This is a genomic window from Acinetobacter higginsii (genome assembly GCF_000369525.1).
GTDB lineage: Bacteria > Pseudomonadota > Gammaproteobacteria > Pseudomonadales > Moraxellaceae > Acinetobacter > Acinetobacter higginsii.
Window position 1 is genome coordinate 2,240,940 of record NZ_KB850072.1, and the last position, 18,432, is coordinate 2,259,371.

The following is an 18,432-nucleotide window of genomic DNA, read 5'->3' on the forward strand; positions in this document are numbered from 1 at the left end:
TGCAGAAGATCGTCGCATTTTGATCTCCTTTTTACGCATTTTTATAGATTCAGTGATGACTAAGTTCGTAACTGCATCACTGAACTTTAAGTCTTTAAAGCACGTGCCTCAGCAATATTATGCTGCTCCACCAAAGTCCGAATGGTATATTCATGATTGGTTTTTTGGTCACAGGCAAACTCACATTTCTGATCCAACGGCAAAGCACTACCGCCTAATAATGGACATCCTGCAAACAGTTCAGCCACCCAGTCGACAAAGACTCTAACTTTGTGGGATAGATGCCGACTTTGCAAATACACCACCGAAATTGGCATCGGTGCAGGCGTCCATTGTGGTAACACTTCCTTTAAAGTTCCCGCTTCAAAATGATTGGTCAACATATAGCGTGGTCCTTGAATCAGGCCAAAGCCTTGCAAGGCCAAATCGATATAAGCATCGCCATCATTAACAGAAACCTGTCCATTTACACTGACACTCTGAATCAGGTCATCAACCACAAAATCCCAGTCAAAATTACGTCCTGTACGACTGGAGAAAAAATGAATGGCTTGATGATTTTTTTGTAAATCTTCAAGTGTCTTCGGTTCACCATATTTTTCTAAATAGCATGCCGATGCTGCTGTTGCACACTGAAACGTCCCAATACGGCGAGCAATCAAGCTCGAGTCTTGTAGCTCTCCCACCCGAATCGCACAATCCACCGCCTCGCCTACCAAGTCCACAGGCCGATCATTCATGCCAATCACCAAATCAATATCGGGATAACGATGATGAAACTCTCTTAACCTTGGAATTAAAATCAAGCGACCAATCGACACAGGCACATCAATCCGTAAACGGCCTCGTGGCCCTCGTTCCTCGTCATGAAAAGAGGCCTCGATATCTTCAACATCCGCCAAAATTCTCAAGCTACGGTCATAATACACCGCACCATCGGGCGTTAAACTTAGTTTACGCGTGGTACGATTCAGTAAACGAACCTGTAAATGTTTTTCTAAACCCTGAATGGTCGTGGTCACCGAAGCACGCGGTAGCCCAAGACTGTCTGCAGCCAGACTAAAGCTGTTGGTTTCAACCACTTTATTAAAGACTCTCATTGCATGAAATAGATCCACAGGCCCACTCCCATTGTTGTATTTTTCCAGTTTCACACAACAATTATTATAAAAATACGAATAGTGTTATCAAATTTAGTATATTTATTCGTAATTGACAAACTTTTATGCTCCTTTCATTCCATAAACCTGTTTCTCCCATACAGACCACAACAAAAAGTCTGAAAACAGGGATTCAAATAACCAGGAGCATCCCATGTCACTTTCTCGCAAACAGCTAACGCTGTCTGCCGTCATTCTTGCTATTTTTGCAACGGGTGGCAGTTTTATTCTCTTCCAAGAAAATGCAGATGCGAAAGCCACTCCAACAGCAAGTGCAGCACCTGCTGCAACCGTTGATGTCGCCAGTGTGGTCAGTCAGACCATTACCGACTGGCAAGAATATTCAGGACGTCTCGAAGCGATTGATCAGGTTGATGTTCGCCCTCAAGTCTCAGGAAAACTGATTGCCGTGCATTTTAAAGATGGCAGTTTAGTTAACAAAGGCGACCTGCTGTTTACCATTGACCCTCGGCCTTTTGAAGCAGAACTGAATCGCGCCAAAGCACAACTGGCTTCGGCTGAAGCGCAAGTGACTTACTCTTCAGCTAACTTAGGCCGCAACCAGAGTTTAATCCAAAGTAATGCGATTGCCCATCAAGAACTCGATCAAGCGGAAAATGAAGCCCGCTCAGCCAATGCCAACTTGCAAGCCGCTAAAGCCGCAGTGGAAACCGCCCGTTTGAATCTGGAATATACCCGTATTACTGCCCCTGTCAGTGGGCGTATTTCCCGTGCAGAAGTCACGGTTGGTAACGTGGTCTCCGCAGGCAATGGCGCACAGGTGCTGACCAGTTTGGTTTCGGTGTCACGTCTATATGCTTCTTTCGATGTCGATGAACAGACTTATTTAAAATACATCAGCAATCAACGCAATTCGGCTCAAGTTCCTGTCTATTTAGGTCTTGCCAATGAATCTGGTTTTAGCCGTGAAGGTTATATCAGCTCGATCGACAATAATTTAAATACCACCTCAGGCACCATCCGGGTTCGTGCCACCTTTGATAATCCCAAAGGTGTGATGCTCCCTGGACTGTATGCCCGCATTCGTCTGGGCGGTGGACAACCTCGCGCAGCGATTCTGATTAGCCCAACGGCAATTGGTGTCGATCAGGACAAACGCTTTGTCGTGGTAGTCGATGCGAAAAACCAAACTGCATACCGTGAAGTAAAACTCGGCGCACAACAAGACGGCCTACAAATCATCAATAGCGGCCTGCAAGTCGGTGACCGCATCGTGGTGAATGGTTTACAACGTATCCGTCCGGGTGATCCTGTCAAACCTCAACTCGTTCCTATGCCGAATCCTCAAATCATCACCGATAACACAGCACAACAACCTCAGCCTACAGATAAAACCCCAACTTCGGCAAAAGGTTAATCCTCATGAATATTTCTAAATTTTTTATTGATCGTCCGATCTTTGCTGGGGTGCTGTCCGTCCTGATTCTACTGGCGGGCTTACTCTCCCTTTTCCAACTGCCCATTTCTGAATATCCAGAAGTGGTGCCACCCTCTGTCGTGGTGCGTGCCCAATATCCGGGTGCTAACCCCAAAGTCATTGCTGAAACCGTTGCTTCTCCACTGGAAGAATCCATCAACGGCGTAGAGAACATGCTGTATATGCAGTCTCAAGCCAACAGCGATGGCAACCTGACCATTACCGTCAATTTCAAGCTCGGAATTGATCCCGATAAAGCCCAGCAACTGGTTCAGAACCGAGTTTCTCAAGCCCTGCCGCGTTTGCCAGAAGATGTACAACGTCTCGGTGTGACCACGCTAAAAAGCTCACCAACCTTAACCATGGTGGTGCATCTGACCTCACCGGATAATCGCTATGATATGACCTACTTGCGTAACTATGCCGTACTCAATGTCAAAGACCGTCTGGCACGCCTACAGGGTGTAGGTGAAGTTGGTCTGTTTGGTTCGGGTGATTACGCCATGCGTGTATGGTTAGATCCACAAAAAGTGGCTCAACGTAATCTCACGGCCACTGAAATCGTCAATGCCATCCGTGAGCAAAATATTCAAGTTGCCGCAGGAACCATCGGTGCAGCGCCAAACAATTCACCTTTACAGCTCTCGGTGAATGCACAAGGCCGTTTAAGTACCGAACAGGAATTTGCCGATATTATTTTAAAAACAGCAGCAGATGGTGCAGTAACGCGCTTGGGTGATGTGGCCCGTGTTGAACTGGCCGCTTCACAATATGGCTTACGTTCATTACTGGACAATAAACAGGCGGTGGCGATTCCAATTTTCCAAGCACCGGGTGCCAATGCCTTACAGGTCTCGGACCAAGTGCGTAGCACCATGGCGGAACTGTCCAAAGATTTTCCAGCATCCATTAAATACGATATCGTTTACGACCCAACCCAATTCGTACGCTCAAGTATCAAAGCGGTGATTCATACCTTGCTTGAAGCGATTGCACTGGTGGTTGTGGTGGTGATCCTGTTCTTACAAACATGGCGTGCCTCGATTATTCCTCTACTGGCAGTGCCTGTTTCAATCATTGGTACCTTCGCCTTAATGCTGGCCTTTGGTTATTCCATCAATGCGCTATCCCTGTTCGGGATGGTGCTCGCCATCGGGATCGTGGTCGATGATGCCATCGTGGTGGTGGAGAATGTCGAGCGGAATATTGAAGCAGGACTCAGTCCAAGAGATGCCACCTACCGTGCCATGCGTGAAGTCAGTGGACCGATTATCGCGATTGCATTGACACTGGTTGCCGTGTTCGTCCCTCTCGCTTTTATGACCGGCTTAACAGGCCAATTCTATAAACAATTTGCCATGACCATTGCCATCTCCACCGTGATTTCGGCATTCAACTCACTCACCCTGTCTCCAGCTTTGGCCGCCATGTTACTCAAAGGTCATGATGCCAAACCTGACTTCCTGACCCGCGTGATGAACCGTGTCTTCGGACGCTTCTTTGCCCTGTTTAACCGCGTATTCTCACGCGCATCGGATCAATATGGTCGTGGCGTTAGTCGGGTGATTTCGCATAAAACCTCAGCGATGGGTGTCTATGCAGTACTACTCGGTCTGACCATTGGGATTTCTTATATCGTTCCGGGTGGTTTTGTGCCTGCACAAGATAAGCAATACCTGATCAGCTTTGCCCAATTACCGAATGGTGCCTCACTGGATCGAACCGAAACCGTGATTCGTAAAATGAGCGATGCCGCGCTGAAACAACCCGGCGTAGAAAGTGCAGTGGCTTTCCCCGGCTTATCGATTAATGGCTTTACCAACAGCTCTAGCGCAGGGATTGTATTTGTCACCTTAAAACCTTTCGCTGAACGTAAAGCAGCCGATCTTTCTGCCAATGCCATTGCAGGTGCTTTAAATCAGAAATACGCCGCGATTCAAGATGCTTATATTGCAGTATTCCCGCCACCACCGGTGATGGGTCTCGGCACCATGGGTGGCTTTAAACTCCAGCTCGAAGATCGCGGTGCTTTAGGCTATGCCGAGTTAAATAACGCAGCCCAATCCTTTATGAAAGCGGCACAATCTGCACCTGAATTGGGGCCAATGTTCTCCAGTTATCAAATCAATGTACCTCAACTAAATGTTGATCTGGATCGAGTCAAAGCCAAACAACAAGGCGTTGCTGTGACCGATGTATTTAATACCATGCAGATTTATCTCGGTTCACAATACGTGAATGACTTTAACCGTTTTGGTCGTGTCTATCAGGTACGTGCCCAAGCCGATGCGCCGTTCCGTGCCAATCCTGAAGATATTTTACAGCTTAAAACCCGTAACAATGCAGGGCAAATGGTGCCGCTGTCTTCGCTGGTCAATGTGACTCAAACCTATGGCCCAGAAATGGTGGTGCGCTATAACGGCTATACCGCTGCCGATATTAATGGTGGTCCTGCACCGGGTTATTCATCCAGCCAAGCCGAAGCTGCGGTTGAGCGCATTGCCGCTGAAACCTTGCCACGTGGGGTAAAATTTGAATGGACCGATCTGACCTATCAAAAGATCTTGGCAGGTAATGCCGGATTGTGGGTGTTCCCGATCAGTGTGCTGTTGGTGTTCTTGGTCTTGGCGGCGCAATATGAAAGCCTGACCTTGCCATTAGCCGTGATTCTGATTGTGCCAATGGGTATCTTGGCGGCACTGACCGGGGTTTGGCTCACAGGCGGTGATAACAACATCTTTACCCAAATCGGCTTGATGGTACTGGTCGGGCTGGCCTGTAAGAATGCCATCTTGATCGTCGAATTTGCTCGAGAACTGGAAATGCAAGGCGCGACCGCATTCAATGCTGCGGTTGAAGCCAGCCGTTTACGTTTGCGTCCGATCTTGATGACTTCAATCGCCTTCATTATGGGTGTGGTTCCACTGGTCACATCTACAGGTGCTGGTGCTGAAATGCGCCATGCCATGGGCGTTGCGGTGTTCTTTGGTATGATCGGAGTAACCTTCTTTGGTTTGTTCCTGACGCCTGCCTTCTATGTATTGATTCGTACCCTGAACAGCAAACATAAACTGCATTCAGCAGCGGTACATGAAGCACCACTGCACAGTTCACACGATCACTAAGGAGCAGGACATGACAGGATTCAAACCCCACTGGATACTCTCCTCACTGATGGGAAGCCTGCTGCTTGCAGGCTGCTCATTGGCACCTGAATATCAGCCTGCCAAGCTGGTTATTCCACTGCAATTTAAGGAAGCCGATGCTAAGTTGAACGATCCCAATTGGACCATTGCGCAACCTGCCGATGCGCAGTCTCGCGGTGAATGGTGGCGTATTTTTAATGATCCGCAACTGAATGATCTGGAACAGCAGGCCATTGCTGGTAACCAAAATCTAAAGGCGGCAGCAGCCAATATTCAGGCCTCAAGAGCTTTAAGGTCTGCTACACAAGCTGAACGTTTACCCAGTATTGGTGCAGGTTTTGGGCCAACCCGTCAAAAGCCCTCACCCGCTTCTTTAGGACTTGATTCGGATGCATCCACATCTGCACGTACCTTATGGCGGGCACAAGCCAATGCCTCTTATGAACTGGACCTATTTGGACGGATTGCTAGCAGTGTCAATGCAGCAACCGCAGATGTGCAGCAACAGGAAGCGTTGTATCATTCTGCACTGCTAGCCTTACAAGCTGACGTGGCACAGGCTTACTTTCTGATTCGCCAATTCGATGCTGAACAAGCCATCTATGCGCAAAACATCAAATTACTGACTGAGAATCAAAATTTGATTCAAGCACGTTATCGCAATGGCCTCGTCAGTGATCTGGATGTTTCACGTGCGCAAACTGAACTCTCGACCGCCCAAAGCACTGCACTCAGCATTACACGGAATCGAGCCAATACCGAACATGCATTGGCAGTATTACTCGGGAAAGCGCCTGCTGAATTTAGCTTAGCCATTCAACCCTTGTCTGCTACTGCGATTCGCCTGCCTGCGGGTTTGCCTTCGAGCTTGCTTGAACGTCGTCCCGATATCGCTGCTGCTGAACGGGCTATGGCCGCTGATAATGCACGCATCGGTATTGCCCGTGCTGCCTTTTTCCCAAAACTGGATCTCACTGGTGCGCTAGGTTATGAATCAGCAAGTTTAGGCGATTTGGGTAAATGGTCGAGTCGAACTTTTTTACTCGGCCCTGTTGCGGGCACAATTTTGTCTTTACCGTTATTTGATGGTGGGCAACGTAAGGCAGGCGTTGCTCAGGCACGTGCAGGCTATGAGCAGAGTGTGGCTAATTATCGGCAGACCGTGCTGAATGCGTTCCGTGAAGTTGAAAATGGTTTGTCTGATCAGCGTATTCTGGATCAGCAAATACAGGCACAGGGGCAAGCACTTGCGTCATCCCGACATGCCAATCAGCTTTCACATTTGTGTTATCGTGAAGGCAGCATTAGTTATCTGGATGTGATTGATTCGGATCGGAGCATTTTGCAGCAAGAGCAATTGGCTGCACAGCTTCATGGCAGTCGAATGATTGCTAGTGTAGATCTTATTCGGGCTTTAGGTGGTGGTTGGCATACTGGGCAAGTGGAGCTGGTAAGGCAATAAAGTTTAAATTGGGAAAATATACATGGATGTAGATTTTCTCGGTTATATTGGGCAAGTTAAATTTTATCTCAACCTTCCTCAATCCGCATCTACTCAAGAAAATGATTTGTTAGAAATATTTGAATGGATACAAAGCATATAAATCTTTAGATATCGTACTCATTGTTTGCTTAAATTTTTCTTGTTCGTCTTTGCTTAAACTTTCATTTTTATCTAGTTCTTGTTCAAGTGCTTGATAGTGAAACGCCATTGTCAAAAAATCTTTAAAGTTGATATTCAAACTTAAAAATTGATCAATACTCTGATACTCCCCTTGATTGTGATCATAAAACAATACTGTTGGACTTTCTTCTTTATCTAAGAACCACTTGTCACCTTGACCAGTGCAACCTATCCCCCACAGCTGTTGGGCAATTTTTGGATATTTTTCTTGGAGATGGTGATTCTCTTTTAAAGATTCTTCATATCCCCAAATGATAATATCGGGAATAATTTCATTGTTTTTAAACTTCTCCAAAAACTCAATATAGTCTTTATCGAGCGTTAAGACATGATTCATTCTTTTTATGATTTGATTTCTTTTTTCCAAATTTTCTTCAATCGCTTGACCTAAACTCATCGTCAATAGCCTTGCTTCGCCTTTCAACATAGCTTACCAATTTTTTAAGTGTTTAAACTTTTAACAAAACAGTATTCATCACTACCCTCCAACAATTCTGGATGAAAACCAACAAAATAGTCCATCGTATCTGTTAATATTGCATAAAAAATGGATTCTTGCTCTATCTCTTTAGACAATCCTAAAAGAATATTGTACAAACCATTTTTATCTAAAAAATTATCATCTTTTACTTCTATTAAAAAAATAAAAAAAAGCGTTATATTTTCGTATTCGTTCAAACTTTTCAAATAACTTTCTATATATTTTTTGATCTTAAAGTTCATTCTTCGGAATCCAATACTCTATATCTTCACAAGCTCTTTCTAAATCATCCATATCATCTTCTCCTAAACTAGTATCAAATTTGCTAGACAAAATTTTTCTAATACCTGATAGTCTTTCACAAATATTATTATCATCTATAAATTTAGTAGTTTCATTTGCATACTCAACATAAGAGTCAGGTAAGGTTTCAGCATAATGGGACCCCATCTTATGCAGTGAAATTAGTATATACTCTATCTCTTTTAAGACCTCTACCATTTCATCACCTGAATAAGTTAAGGTTTTATTAACTTTCAACATAATACCTCCTTTAAAGAAAGTTCTACTCTTCATATCGGCAAAAAACCCAACCTTTATATGAAAGCAACTTGCCTATTGGCGTTTCTGACTTTTCTAAAGAAATTTTTTGTTTTAAAAACTGTGGATAAGCTGCCATTATTTCTGTAACAGCAATATCAATTATTTCATAATCTTCATCTTTGGGTTCTACATCTAAATAGCCATAAATAAATATAGTTTCATTATTAAAGTCGAATGCTACTGCTCTTACATTATTTGCAATAGCACCTAGAAAGCTTGTAAACACGATCAACTTTAGGTTATTAGCATTCATTTCAAAAAATCAATCATAAATAAAAACCTTTAAAATCAAAAAACATCATTTTCATATATTTTTTATTATTAAATTCTCAATTATTTCTTCGCATGCTTCTTTGATACTACTTATATTACTATCCTTCCCTATCATGAGCAGTCTTTCTATTAAATCCTTCCTCTCAAATCTAACCAACAACTCATACAAATAATTAAATGTATAGTAGTCAAGAAAACATTTACCTCCAGAGTTTTCAACAAAACCAACCAAAATACGATCAACTTCTTTTTTATAAAAATTCACTACTTCTTTAGTTAGTATCGTATTAACTATCACTCTTTCCTCATCACTACCATCAACAGAAATATTTAAAATACACTCCATCAAACTTACATTAGAATCATACAATGTAAAACTATCCCTAATAAGAGTCAAAACAGAACACCTTACGTCTTTACTTTTATCATTTAAAAGAGAAAGATAATTATCACAAGTTAATCTATTCGCTAATATTTTAGAATTTTCATAATACTTTCCTATTCTATGCGAAAATATAGAATAACCTTCAGAAAGAATATTATCATCACCATTTAAAATTGCATATTGAAGCTCACTGTATTCACATATATTTTTATCAATTAAGTGCAGAATTCCCTTCTCGCCGACCTCCACTACAATCCTCCTTAAAATAAAAAAGAATTTATTTTTTAATTAACCAACAATTAAATAGCCGTATTTATAAAAAATTGTATAAAAATCAACTTAAACTTTTAACCACCATCACCTCATTTCGATCGACCATCAAATACTTTGCATAAAAATCAATCCCTAGCATCTTTCCTGTTCCATTCAAATATTCCTTTTTAATTAGAAAACCATCAACCCTTTTAACTAGGTTACAATTATCCAAGAAATTCTCAGGGAAATTAAGATATATATTTCCGTAATAATTATTTACAAAATCCAAAGGAAAAACATATTTAACCTTATCACCAACCATTTTATCTGAAAAAAAACAAAAACCAGAAAAACCACTTCTGAATAAATTTAGGTTTTCATCAAAAAAATCTTCATACTTTGAAACATCATAATAATAAAGACTCTTATCAATATAAAACTTTTCACTGTAAAATTTACTTTTATTGTAATTCAAATATTTATTTTGACCAAAAGCACCTTTAAAATCCAAAATTTTTTCCAAAAAATCAAAATCACTAATTTTTACAGAATAATTAACTAAAAAATTTTCTTTCAAAAAATATTCATTAATTTCTAAATCAAAAAAATTAAACAAATCATCCTTCTCACCAATAATAATAACTCCAGAGTTACTTCTAAAATTATCGGGTATATCGATAAAATCTGGAACAGTATCAAAATAAAATTTTAGCATTCACATTCATCTCAAAAATTAATCCAACACTATAAAGTTATTTATTTTCTAAAAATACTCCAAGCCAGTTTATCAAATTTAAGTTACAGCTCCTCATCACTTACCATTAAACTACAAAAAGCTAATTATTCAAAAAATTCACTGATTAAAAATTTATAACTAACACTTTTTATCCCACAAATCCAGTAATGTTTCATCATCAAAATCTTCATAATTTTTATAAATATTAGTAAAAGCCCAGTTATTACCTGATATTTCACTGAATTTTACAAAAAAACTATTTACTCTTTGGATACCTTGAGTTGAGGAAACAGTAATAGCCATATTATTCCCACTCAAACCATCTATAGTTCCTTCTAAATAGTCTAAAAGTTCATTCTTAAAATCTTCATAATCCTCAAGAGTTAAATTCGCCTCATAAATATGTATATTAAAATTCCCACCTCGATGTATAACCTTTACGGGTTCTTCGCTATTAAAAAATTTAAAAATATCACCTTTTGCTAAATTTAGAGCTAAGCCTGGGGCAGATAGTAGCTTATAAGTGTTTACATCTATATCTTCTACAAGAACTTCCTCTGCTTTAGTATTACCAGAGCTAGTTTTTCCTGCATAAACATTTAATAATTTCAAGCTATCCCTCACTTATCAAACACCTTCAACCACACAATTAAAATAATAAAATATTTCAGTAATTTTCAATATATAAGAGTATCTAAAAATGAATTTCTATTAATATCAACTAGACTAAGATTACTACTCGATTCTAAACAATCAAATTCCTCTATTCCATTTTTCAATATAAAATCTGCTTCATCCTTATAGACTGGGATTACCCATCGCAAAGCAACGTTATTAAATTTTTCTGCTATAAAGATATCAGCAAGTTCTTCTGCTTCTCCTCTTGCCTCATCAACAAGAATTGATTTTTGCAAAAAACAATTCGGTGCAACATTAATCTCTGAAATAACTCTAATATCACTTTCTGCCTCTGACTTAGAAAGATGCAGCGCTATATCTAATAAGTATTTCACAATCATCTCTTCATTTTTCTCTACAAAACCATATGGTAAGGCAAAAAGATACTCAAAATTAAATTTTTGCTTCTTGAATTGACTAATAAGCCCTATACCAATTGTTGCTATACGAGATATAGAATCATTATCTTTCCTAGGGAAAAAATATATTTCTAATGGAATATCATTTTCTTTTTTAAAAATCCATCTATTCTCTGGCTGCCCCCACTCTTTAATATACAAAGATAAAATTTGGGAACGATATATATCTAATATCAAGCTTTCTTTGCTATCAAACTTCATTTTTTCCCTCTTGGCTTTTACCTCATAGTTTAAACCAATGTCTGCTCGATATGTTTGAGTATGACTTAATTGACCGCCTTCTGATCTCTGGCACTCTAAAAATTAATTTCCGTTGTCATTAAGTTATACAGTTAATTTCTACTTTTTGATCAGTGTTATAGCCTATAATTTCTTTGACAAGTATAAATATCTCACTACCCGATACTTCATTGTAATATTTAAGGGTAATTTACTCTACAAGATCATAAACGATATCTATGTTGTATTAAACAAAAACCCAGTAACTTATTCTGAGTTTTTGCTTTTTAAGATCAAGACCTAAATAATGGCAATGTAAATTTCAATATTCCATCCTCGTATTCAAGATAACCTTGCAAAATTAAATCAGTTATTTTTGATTTGTTGTATATATTACACTCAACAATAAACTCGCCATCCTCATCGGTATCCTCTATTTCAAAAATAGGTCTATTAGGAGATTTTACTTTTACACTTTCTATTTCGCTAAAGGGTATCAACGATAAAACATACGAATTATTATCAAAGTTCCGTTCTAATTCCTCAATAATTTCTTCATACATTGCTGATGACAACTCAAACTTTTCTTCAAGTTGATGCTGATCCTTTTGATTTAAATAATCTAAGAACTGATTTATCAACTGATATACATCTAACAATTTTTTCTCATTTATACTCATTTTTCAATATTTAACACAACCTGCATCCCATAATCTTACACATATATAGTTTCTCTTCAATAGTTACCACTCATGGAAATTTTCTTCTATTACATCACCCAAAGAATCCCCCAACTTATTATACTCACCATTATCTACATAATAAATATATACTTCTCCATTTACATTTATAAAAATAGGGTTACCTGCACCATCATCCGAAACTACTACTGATTTTAAAATATAGTTATCAACTTTCAAATCATCTAAAAGTTTTCTTGCTCTATTAGTTAATTCAATAACAGTTTCATCCCCCATCATCTCAGCATTTTTCAAACCATATATAGCTAAACCTGCGTATGAACCACCATATGTACTAACAAATAGCTTATAGTCCTCTGGAAGCTTTATTTTTAAGATATTTTCCACATTATTAATATCATCCAAAGTTAATGGAACCCCTTTCATTTCTTGGTTATCTTTATAGAACTTTGATAATCTATCCAATAAATAGGCGTCCACCACAGCCCCCTCTTCGATTACAGGCTATTTATCACTAAACCTCAATTAAGCAAACTTTTAAAATTATTAAATATCAAATAAAATTTCTTCTAAAATTTCTTTAGATTCTTGATCTAATTTATCGTTACCACTCAACTCCAGATAATGTTTAATCAGTTCTTTCTTATCTATAGAAAAACCTATATTCACAGCATAAATATAAACATCATAAATAACAGATAGAGCATCCGATCTATTTTCCTTCAGTGGATTATTAATATATATATATATACTAAAACATCCCATAATTTGATTAAAACATCATTTTCAAATATTTTCTCATTCAAATAAGGAGAAAACAGATCTGAAATCTCACCTAGTTCCTCAAATAAAGAAGCTGTACTTAAAGAATCTCCCATAAGCCTATTTAACTTATCAAGGATATTAAACTTCACCTCACCCCCTAAAACACCAACTTATTTAATGGAATTTTTATACACCCCAACTCAAATTAATTAAATCATTCAACACCATCAAAATAAACAGACAATTCTTGAAATATCAAACCTTCTATTTCAATAGAAAAAACAAAATCATCTTTATGCACTTTTAAAACAAAATACTTCCCTTTATCTTCAAAAACCAACTCACCAAAACTATTTTTAATCCAATTTTCAATATATATACTCCCCACCAATCGTCCTTTAAGCTTTATAATAACAGTATTATAACCCCCCCCATAAACCATATTTTTTAATATCTATACCTGGTCGTTCACTAACATGAAAATCGATATCACAATACCCAGATAGATCAACACTAAAGCGACCTATTCTTACAGGAAAAACAATACCAGAAGGATAAAGTTTTTTTAAAAAAATGTTATTATTTATCATTCACATACCATTTTAAACCTTCCATTTTTCACCTCGAACACAACTTAAAAAATCCTCCATATTAGTGGTAGGTTCATTTTTAAATTTTACAATAGAATTAGGTGAACAATATCCTGTGATTGTTGTTTGTAACTCACCCAAATAATCGAATTGATCTTGTAATTTTATATTTTTTTGAATCATACTTTCTTCCATCAAAAAAATTTAATTTAAAGATTTATAAACTTCATTTCACGTCCCCCTTCATTAATGTAGTCATTTAATACATTATCAACATCCTCATCACTACCATTATTTTCTAATAGCCAAACTATTTTATTTTTAAAATTTAATACACTCATATTTACTTCTAATCAAGCAATATCAATAACATTCAAACTATAAGAAGTATTGAAAAAGACAACCTTATTCCACGCACCATCGTCATTAAAGCCCTCTAACTCAACCTTATCATCAGAGATATTTACAACCTGAATTAAAGTAAATAAATCTTTACCTTTATTCATTTCAAGTAAATCAAGTTGTTTGTATTCTTCAATACTACTATCATACATTTCAACATTGAATGAAGTCCAATTAAAAAAAACCAACTCTACATTTTCCACATATTGTTTTAAACATATATCATAAACTGCTGAAAATAAAATATAAAACTTATCACCATAAATCTTTATACTTTTTATATCCATATCTGCAGTTTCAATTTGTTCCAGCTTCATTACTTACAACCTCCAATAGGAATATGTGCATCAGGGGATTCACGAGGAACTATATTTCCATCTTTATCTAATGGATTTCCATTTTTATCATATAAATGGGCATGATCATATAATGTAACTTTATCTGGTGGATCTAGTCTTACTGCTGTTTCACCGTTATCATTCCATTTCCATTGCATGAATTTTTTATCAGGAGAACCACCTTTATAACTTACCTCACTAGAATTACTTAAAATATTTTCTATTTCACTCCTACTTTTATTTGATAAATCTATTCCTACAAGAGGATTATTATTTATACCGTAAGGATCAATCCAACCTATTGGATTAGGTGCATAGGCATAACCATTAAATCCGCCCAACAACCCAATCGGATCTTTAGAGATAAAACGTCCTACATAAGGCGAATAATATCGATAACGGTTGTAGTGGAGACCAGTTTCCTCATCATAATATTACCTTTACAAGAAAATATTTTGTAATGAGTTCACTATTTTAAAAATATTTAGATTACTCCTTTTGTACTTTGCTACTTCGAGTATAGCTCTCGTCCTGCCCTCCCGAAAAGTATACTTTTTAGGATAATATTATCTAAATCAACATCTCAATATATTTGACCAACCTTGATTACAATAACAAATTATCTACATTCGTTTAAACTTATGGCTTAAATCCAAAAAAAGTTAAAATCTCTTTTTTTTGATTAAAAACAAATACCACATAAGCTTCATTAAACTTTATTGGTATCCATTTTACTTTTACACCCTCCCGCTTCTTGAGATCATTTATACACTCTTTCAAATGAAAATATTCAATTTCTTTCTCATCAAAATTCTTCTTCCTCATTATTAAAATATTCTCCAAATATTCACAATCCAACAAATCATAATATTCAAAAGAATGGACTTCATTTAAATTAATTTGCGAAAATTCAGGAATATTTTTCATTAAAATTCTATTGCTTTCAATATATTCATAAATCTCATTTTTTAAACTCATAAATTAAACACCTCAACACCTTTTCGAGTTCCTTTCATTAAAACCTCTTGTTCTCCCCAAATATCTGGTGAGTATTCTCATTTCCATTTGTCATTTTCTTTCGGAGCCCCAACTGGTACTCTAAGTAAGACCCCACCTTCACCTTTACTCTTACCAAAATCTTCGGCTACTTCCTTAGATCTTGACCAAGAAGTATATGGGCTATTTGATTGTACACCACCAGCATTATGTGCATCTGCACTAGCTGTTCCATCTAATTTTCCAGGGTTAACAATACCTTTTTTAGCATTCTCCAACTCTGGATGTTCCGCATGAACTCCTCGATACAGATATTGTTGCTCTGTAGGCGCACAATTATTATTTGTTAAACCTAATGGGTCGACCCAAATTATGGGGTTAGGAGCATATTGATATATATTATTACCACCCAACAACCCAATCGGATCTTTAGAGATAAAACGTCCTACATAAGGCGAATAATATCGATAACGGTTGTAATGTAAACCTGTTTCTTGATCCTTGCGCTTCCGACAGAGCAATGCTCTGTCTTTGCACATGCACCTTGGAAACGAATATTATTTGAAATAATTTCTGAGTTTTAAATAAATTAGACTTGGCTTTTCAGGTTTATACTCCTCCCCTGAAAGATAATTCACTATTCCAAATAACTCTATGTTTTTGATTGTCTGTTTCAAAAATTAAATCATAATACAAAAATATTAATACAAATAAGAACTTAAAGTTATCCACAATTAAAATAAAGATAACTCCAAATACTTATCTATGATAGTTTAATTATTCATACATAGTTGCTGCTAATAAAATTTTAGCTAAAATTTTCCAATCAAGTTGATTTTTTTTAATTTTTTCTAATGCATCAAAATCTTTCATATTCTCAAAATACCCATCCATATCATCCACCCAACTATTAATACCTTCAAGATAATCTGCTAAATTATTATTCTCCCATTTATTTAATGAAAAGTCCTCTATTAATATTTGTGTAAATTCTAAAAAATCCTCTTTAGTATTGATTTTTTCAACTGTTTCATTCAGCTTGTTCATTATTTCACCACCGTAGATTGACCATTACCTAATTTTAATTTCATTGAAGTCCCACCGTTTTTAGTAGACATTTTCCACATTTGCTGGTCTACTTCTTGAGCAGAAGCCCAAGTAATTGGCATACATTTCTTCGCCAATTTAAAAGCAGCAAGGCGCCTATGATCTAATGTCCAAATTTTACCTGAATTATCTTTCCATACTTTAGCTCTCAATACATTTGCATCTAACGTTCCATTCTTAAGGGATTCAGCATTTCCTAAAACAGTATAATCACCTGTCTGATTCTTAGCACTACTTTGCATAAAATGAACGCTTGAAGGATCTATAGTTCCAGAAGGACAATTCAATGGACAGTTACTACTCAATCCAAGTGGATCAGTCCATCCTGTTGTATTTAGTCCATAAGCATAGACATTAAACCCACCCAACAACCCAATCGGATCTTTAGAAATGAAACGCCCTAAATGAGGTATAGAGTAGCTGGAATGAATTAAACAATTTATTTTGATCATGACTGAGCACCGCTCAGTCTTTTTCTAAATTCTTAAAAACTTATTATTTTTCTAAAATATATCACATAATGCCTCAGATAATTTAGTCTTAATAGTTTCATCAGATATTCCTATTACTTTAAGCAGTGTAAAAGCCCAATCTAAACTATCACCAATCTCACTTGACGGAGGTTTAGTCCATAAAGGCAAAATTGAAAACTTTAACTCTGGCTGAACATTAACATCATATGAAATATTTTTTTCTTTCATACATTTTAGTATCTTAACCCTTCTATCAATTATTTCTGACTCAGCAACATAGCTTTCGCCATAAAACCAAAATAGTTTAGCGTCTTCAATAGATTCAGCGACATAATCTAAATGTACACTATTCAACAAAGGAATTATTTTATAGCAAAACTTTATGTATACAAAATATGCTTTTTCCAACTCCATATCTTCTATTTTTTCTATCAAGCTTGCTATTTCTTGATTACTTTTCACTACTATTAACTCCAAATTGCTTTAAAACATTATTACAACTACTACACGCTGGTTTATGTGTACCATGGCGTTTATCATTACTATTAATATTTACAACATCAATTGTAGCACCTTCAACATTTATACCCTTCTTTAATGCTTTATTAATTGCATCTACCTCCGCACAATTACCATGCCATGGAGCCTGTTCTTCTTCAGGAACGTTATTAAGTGCTTTCTTTAATTGTGGATGAACATTTTTATCTACTCTTCCACTTATACCACTAATATTAATACTTCCAACTTGTAAATCAGCTGCCGCACCTGATGTCTTACCTAGTTCAGATCTAGCTCTATCTGCTGTTAATTGTGCTGGCGTTTTCTTACGGTTTAAACCTAAGGGATCAATCCAACTTACAGGATTTGGCGCGTAAGCATAAACGTTATTACCACCCAACAACCCAATTGGATCTTTAGAGATAAAACGTCCTACATAAGGCGAATAATATCGATAACGGTTGTAATGTAAACCTGTTTCTTCATCAAAATACTGCCCTTGGAAGCGGATATTATTGGTGACGATTTCTGAATTTTCAAAAAAGCTAGATGCTGACTTTGCTGATACACGTTCACCCCACGCCTTATATTCAGCTTTCCAGACCATTTGACCTTGGGCATCGCTCATCTCCTGAGGTGTACCCAAATGATCACAATGATAGAAACAAATATTATCTAAAGATTTTGCTGGTGCAGTCTTACGCCATAAAGGATCTTTGGCAATATGATAAGGCTGATCTGTCCAATCAGGTGTTTGTACAAGCTCAATCGGTTCACGATAGATTGCTTGCAATAGAGGGACAAAACTATCCTTCTCATACACATAATGCTTGGTGATCTGATCATTGGATTCAAAGGCCAAAGTATTGCCATCCCAGCCATAAATCACATTCTGCTCTTCACCTGTATGATGGTGTTTACTACGTTTTTGAATACGCCGCCCTAAAGCATCATAACGAAACTCCGCAGTGTATTCTGTATTACGACTCTTGATTAACCGCCCACAAGCATCCCACTCAAGGTACAAGTCACCTTTAGATGACTTTTGGCGCACCAATTGACCATAAGCATCGTACTGAACAAAT

Annotated in this window: 23 protein-coding genes and 3 pseudogenes; 3 read left to right on the top strand and 23 right to left on the bottom strand. The window is 37.2% G+C overall.

The genetic code is table 11. The features are described 5' to 3' along the window. Positions 1-86: 86 nt before the first annotated feature. On the bottom strand, positions 87-1,118 hold the full coding sequence (locus F902_RS16660; protein WP_004654891.1) for a LysR family transcriptional regulator: 1,032 nt from the start codon (positions 1,116-1,118) through the stop codon (positions 87-89). Positions 1,119-1,314: 196 nt separating this feature from the next. Here F902_RS16660 and F902_RS16665 point away from each other — a divergent pair, with 196 nt between their 5' ends. Genes F902_RS16665 through F902_RS16675 form a run of 3 tightly spaced genes read left to right on the top strand, consistent with a single transcriptional unit; the run spans position 1,315 to position 7,206 of the window. After that, positions 1,315-2,538, top strand: a complete 1,224-nt coding sequence (locus tag F902_RS16665; RefSeq protein WP_005205230.1) for an efflux RND transporter periplasmic adaptor subunit — start codon at positions 1,315-1,317, stop codon at positions 2,536-2,538. A 5-nt stretch (positions 2,539-2,543) separates the two neighbouring features. After that, positions 2,544-5,723, top strand: a complete 3,180-nt coding sequence (gene adeG, locus F902_RS16670; RefSeq protein ID WP_005205233.1) for a multidrug efflux RND transporter permease subunit AdeG — start codon at positions 2,544-2,546, stop codon at positions 5,721-5,723. Positions 5,724-5,733: 10 nt separating this feature from the next. After that, positions 5,734-7,206: an efflux transporter outer membrane subunit gene (locus F902_RS16675; protein ID WP_005205235.1), complete on the top strand. Its 1,473-nt coding sequence runs from the start codon at positions 5,734-5,736 to the stop codon at positions 7,204-7,206. Positions 7,207-7,315: 109 nt separating this feature from the next. Here the strand turns inward: F902_RS16675 and F902_RS16680 are convergent, their stop codons facing one another. The 22 genes and pseudogenes from F902_RS16680 to F902_RS16775 all read right to left on the bottom strand — a co-directional run. Continuing rightward, positions 7,316-7,825, bottom strand: coding sequence for an SMI1/KNR4 family protein (locus F902_RS16680; protein WP_005205239.1), 510 nt, complete (start codon positions 7,823-7,825; stop codon positions 7,316-7,318). 44 nt (positions 7,826-7,869) lie between these two features. Beyond that, positions 7,870-8,151, bottom strand: coding sequence for a hypothetical protein (locus F902_RS16685; protein ID WP_005205241.1), 282 nt, complete (start codon positions 8,149-8,151; stop codon positions 7,870-7,872). After that, positions 8,141-8,452, bottom strand: a complete 312-nt coding sequence (locus F902_RS16690) for a hypothetical protein (RefSeq protein WP_005205242.1) — start codon at positions 8,450-8,452, stop codon at positions 8,141-8,143. Before F902_RS16690 ends, F902_RS16685 begins: the two co-directional genes overlap by 11 nt. 22 nt (positions 8,453-8,474) lie before the next feature. Beyond that, positions 8,475-8,765, bottom strand: a complete 291-nt coding sequence (locus tag F902_RS16695) for a MafI2 family immunity protein (RefSeq protein ID WP_005205245.1) — start codon at positions 8,763-8,765, stop codon at positions 8,475-8,477. A gap of 51 nt (positions 8,766-8,816) precedes the next feature. Then, a complete protein-coding gene (locus F902_RS16700) occupies positions 8,817-9,419 on the bottom strand; it encodes a hypothetical protein (protein ID WP_005205246.1) in 603 nt (200 codons plus the stop codon). An 85-nt stretch (positions 9,420-9,504) separates the two neighbouring features. Next, positions 9,505-10,140, bottom strand: coding sequence for a hypothetical protein (locus tag F902_RS16705; RefSeq protein ID WP_005205249.1), 636 nt, complete (start codon positions 10,138-10,140; stop codon positions 9,505-9,507). A 159-nt stretch (positions 10,141-10,299) separates the two neighbouring features. Further along, positions 10,300-10,773 (bottom strand): DUF4265 domain-containing protein, encoded by a 474-nt coding sequence (locus tag F902_RS16710; RefSeq protein ID WP_005205250.1) that lies wholly within the window; start codon positions 10,771-10,773, stop codon positions 10,300-10,302. A 65-nt stretch (positions 10,774-10,838) separates the two neighbouring features. Then, positions 10,839-11,459, bottom strand: a complete 621-nt coding sequence (locus tag F902_RS16715; protein WP_005205252.1) for a suppressor of fused domain protein — start codon at positions 11,457-11,459, stop codon at positions 10,839-10,841. Positions 11,460-11,770: 311 nt separating this feature from the next. Then, a complete protein-coding gene (locus tag F902_RS16720) occupies positions 11,771-12,136 on the bottom strand; it encodes a hypothetical protein (protein ID WP_228129744.1) in 366 nt (121 codons plus the stop codon). 84 nt (positions 12,137-12,220) lie between these two features. Further along, positions 12,221-12,658, bottom strand: coding sequence for an SMI1/KNR4 family protein (locus F902_RS16725; RefSeq protein ID WP_017402145.1), 438 nt, complete (start codon positions 12,656-12,658; stop codon positions 12,221-12,223). Between the two features lie 499 nt (positions 12,659-13,157). Continuing rightward, positions 13,158-13,331, bottom strand: coding sequence for a hypothetical protein (locus tag F902_RS22915; RefSeq protein WP_228129745.1), 174 nt, complete (start codon positions 13,329-13,331; stop codon positions 13,158-13,160). A 31-nt stretch (positions 13,332-13,362) separates the two neighbouring features. Continuing rightward, a complete protein-coding gene (locus F902_RS22920; RefSeq protein WP_228129746.1) occupies positions 13,363-13,533 on the bottom strand; it encodes a hypothetical protein in 171 nt (56 codons plus the stop codon). Between the two features lie 12 nt (positions 13,534-13,545). Then, complete coding sequence (locus tag F902_RS22735) at positions 13,546-13,716, bottom strand: hypothetical protein (protein ID WP_005205260.1); 171 nt, start codon at positions 13,714-13,716, stop codon at positions 13,546-13,548. A gap of 26 nt (positions 13,717-13,742) precedes the next feature. Next, the gene (locus tag F902_RS23005) at positions 13,743-13,874 is read right to left on the bottom strand and encodes a hypothetical protein (protein WP_005205261.1); all 132 of its coding nucleotides are present in this window, start codon (positions 13,872-13,874) and stop codon (positions 13,743-13,745) included. A 12-nt stretch (positions 13,875-13,886) separates the two neighbouring features. Continuing rightward, positions 13,887-14,252 (bottom strand): hypothetical protein, encoded by a 366-nt coding sequence (locus tag F902_RS16740; protein ID WP_005205263.1) that lies wholly within the window; start codon positions 14,250-14,252, stop codon positions 13,887-13,889. Next, positions 14,252-14,647, bottom strand: a pseudogene (locus F902_RS22500) (RHS repeat-associated core domain-containing protein); the annotation flags it as partial. The pseudogene F902_RS22500 and the gene F902_RS16740, both read right to left, overlap by 1 nt. 265 nt (positions 14,648-14,912) lie before the next feature. Continuing rightward, positions 14,913-15,251: a hypothetical protein gene (locus F902_RS16750; RefSeq protein ID WP_005205268.1), complete on the bottom strand. Its 339-nt coding sequence runs from the start codon at positions 15,249-15,251 to the stop codon at positions 14,913-14,915. Positions 15,252-15,553: 302 nt separating this feature from the next. After that, positions 15,554-15,869: pseudogene (locus F902_RS23130) on the bottom strand (RHS repeat-associated core domain-containing protein); the annotation flags it as partial. Between the two features lie 177 nt (positions 15,870-16,046). Beyond that, a complete protein-coding gene (locus F902_RS16760; protein ID WP_005205271.1) occupies positions 16,047-16,316 on the bottom strand; it encodes a DUF7660 family protein in 270 nt (89 codons plus the stop codon). After that, entirely contained in the window at positions 16,316-16,828 is a 513-nt protein-coding gene (locus tag F902_RS22200) for an RHS repeat-associated core domain-containing protein (RefSeq protein WP_005205273.1), read from the bottom strand. The genes F902_RS16760 and F902_RS22200 overlap by 1 nt, the downstream gene beginning before the upstream one ends. A gap of 51 nt (positions 16,829-16,879) precedes the next feature. Then, positions 16,880-17,311 carry a hypothetical protein gene (locus F902_RS16770; RefSeq protein ID WP_005205275.1) on the bottom strand — a complete coding sequence of 144 codons (432 nt, stop codon included), beginning with the start codon at positions 17,309-17,311 and terminating at the stop codon, positions 16,880-16,882. After that, positions 17,301-18,425, bottom strand: a pseudogene (locus F902_RS16775) (RHS repeat-associated core domain-containing protein); the annotation flags it as partial. The gene F902_RS16770 and the pseudogene F902_RS16775, both read right to left, overlap by 11 nt. Positions 18,426-18,432: the final 7 nt, after the last annotated feature.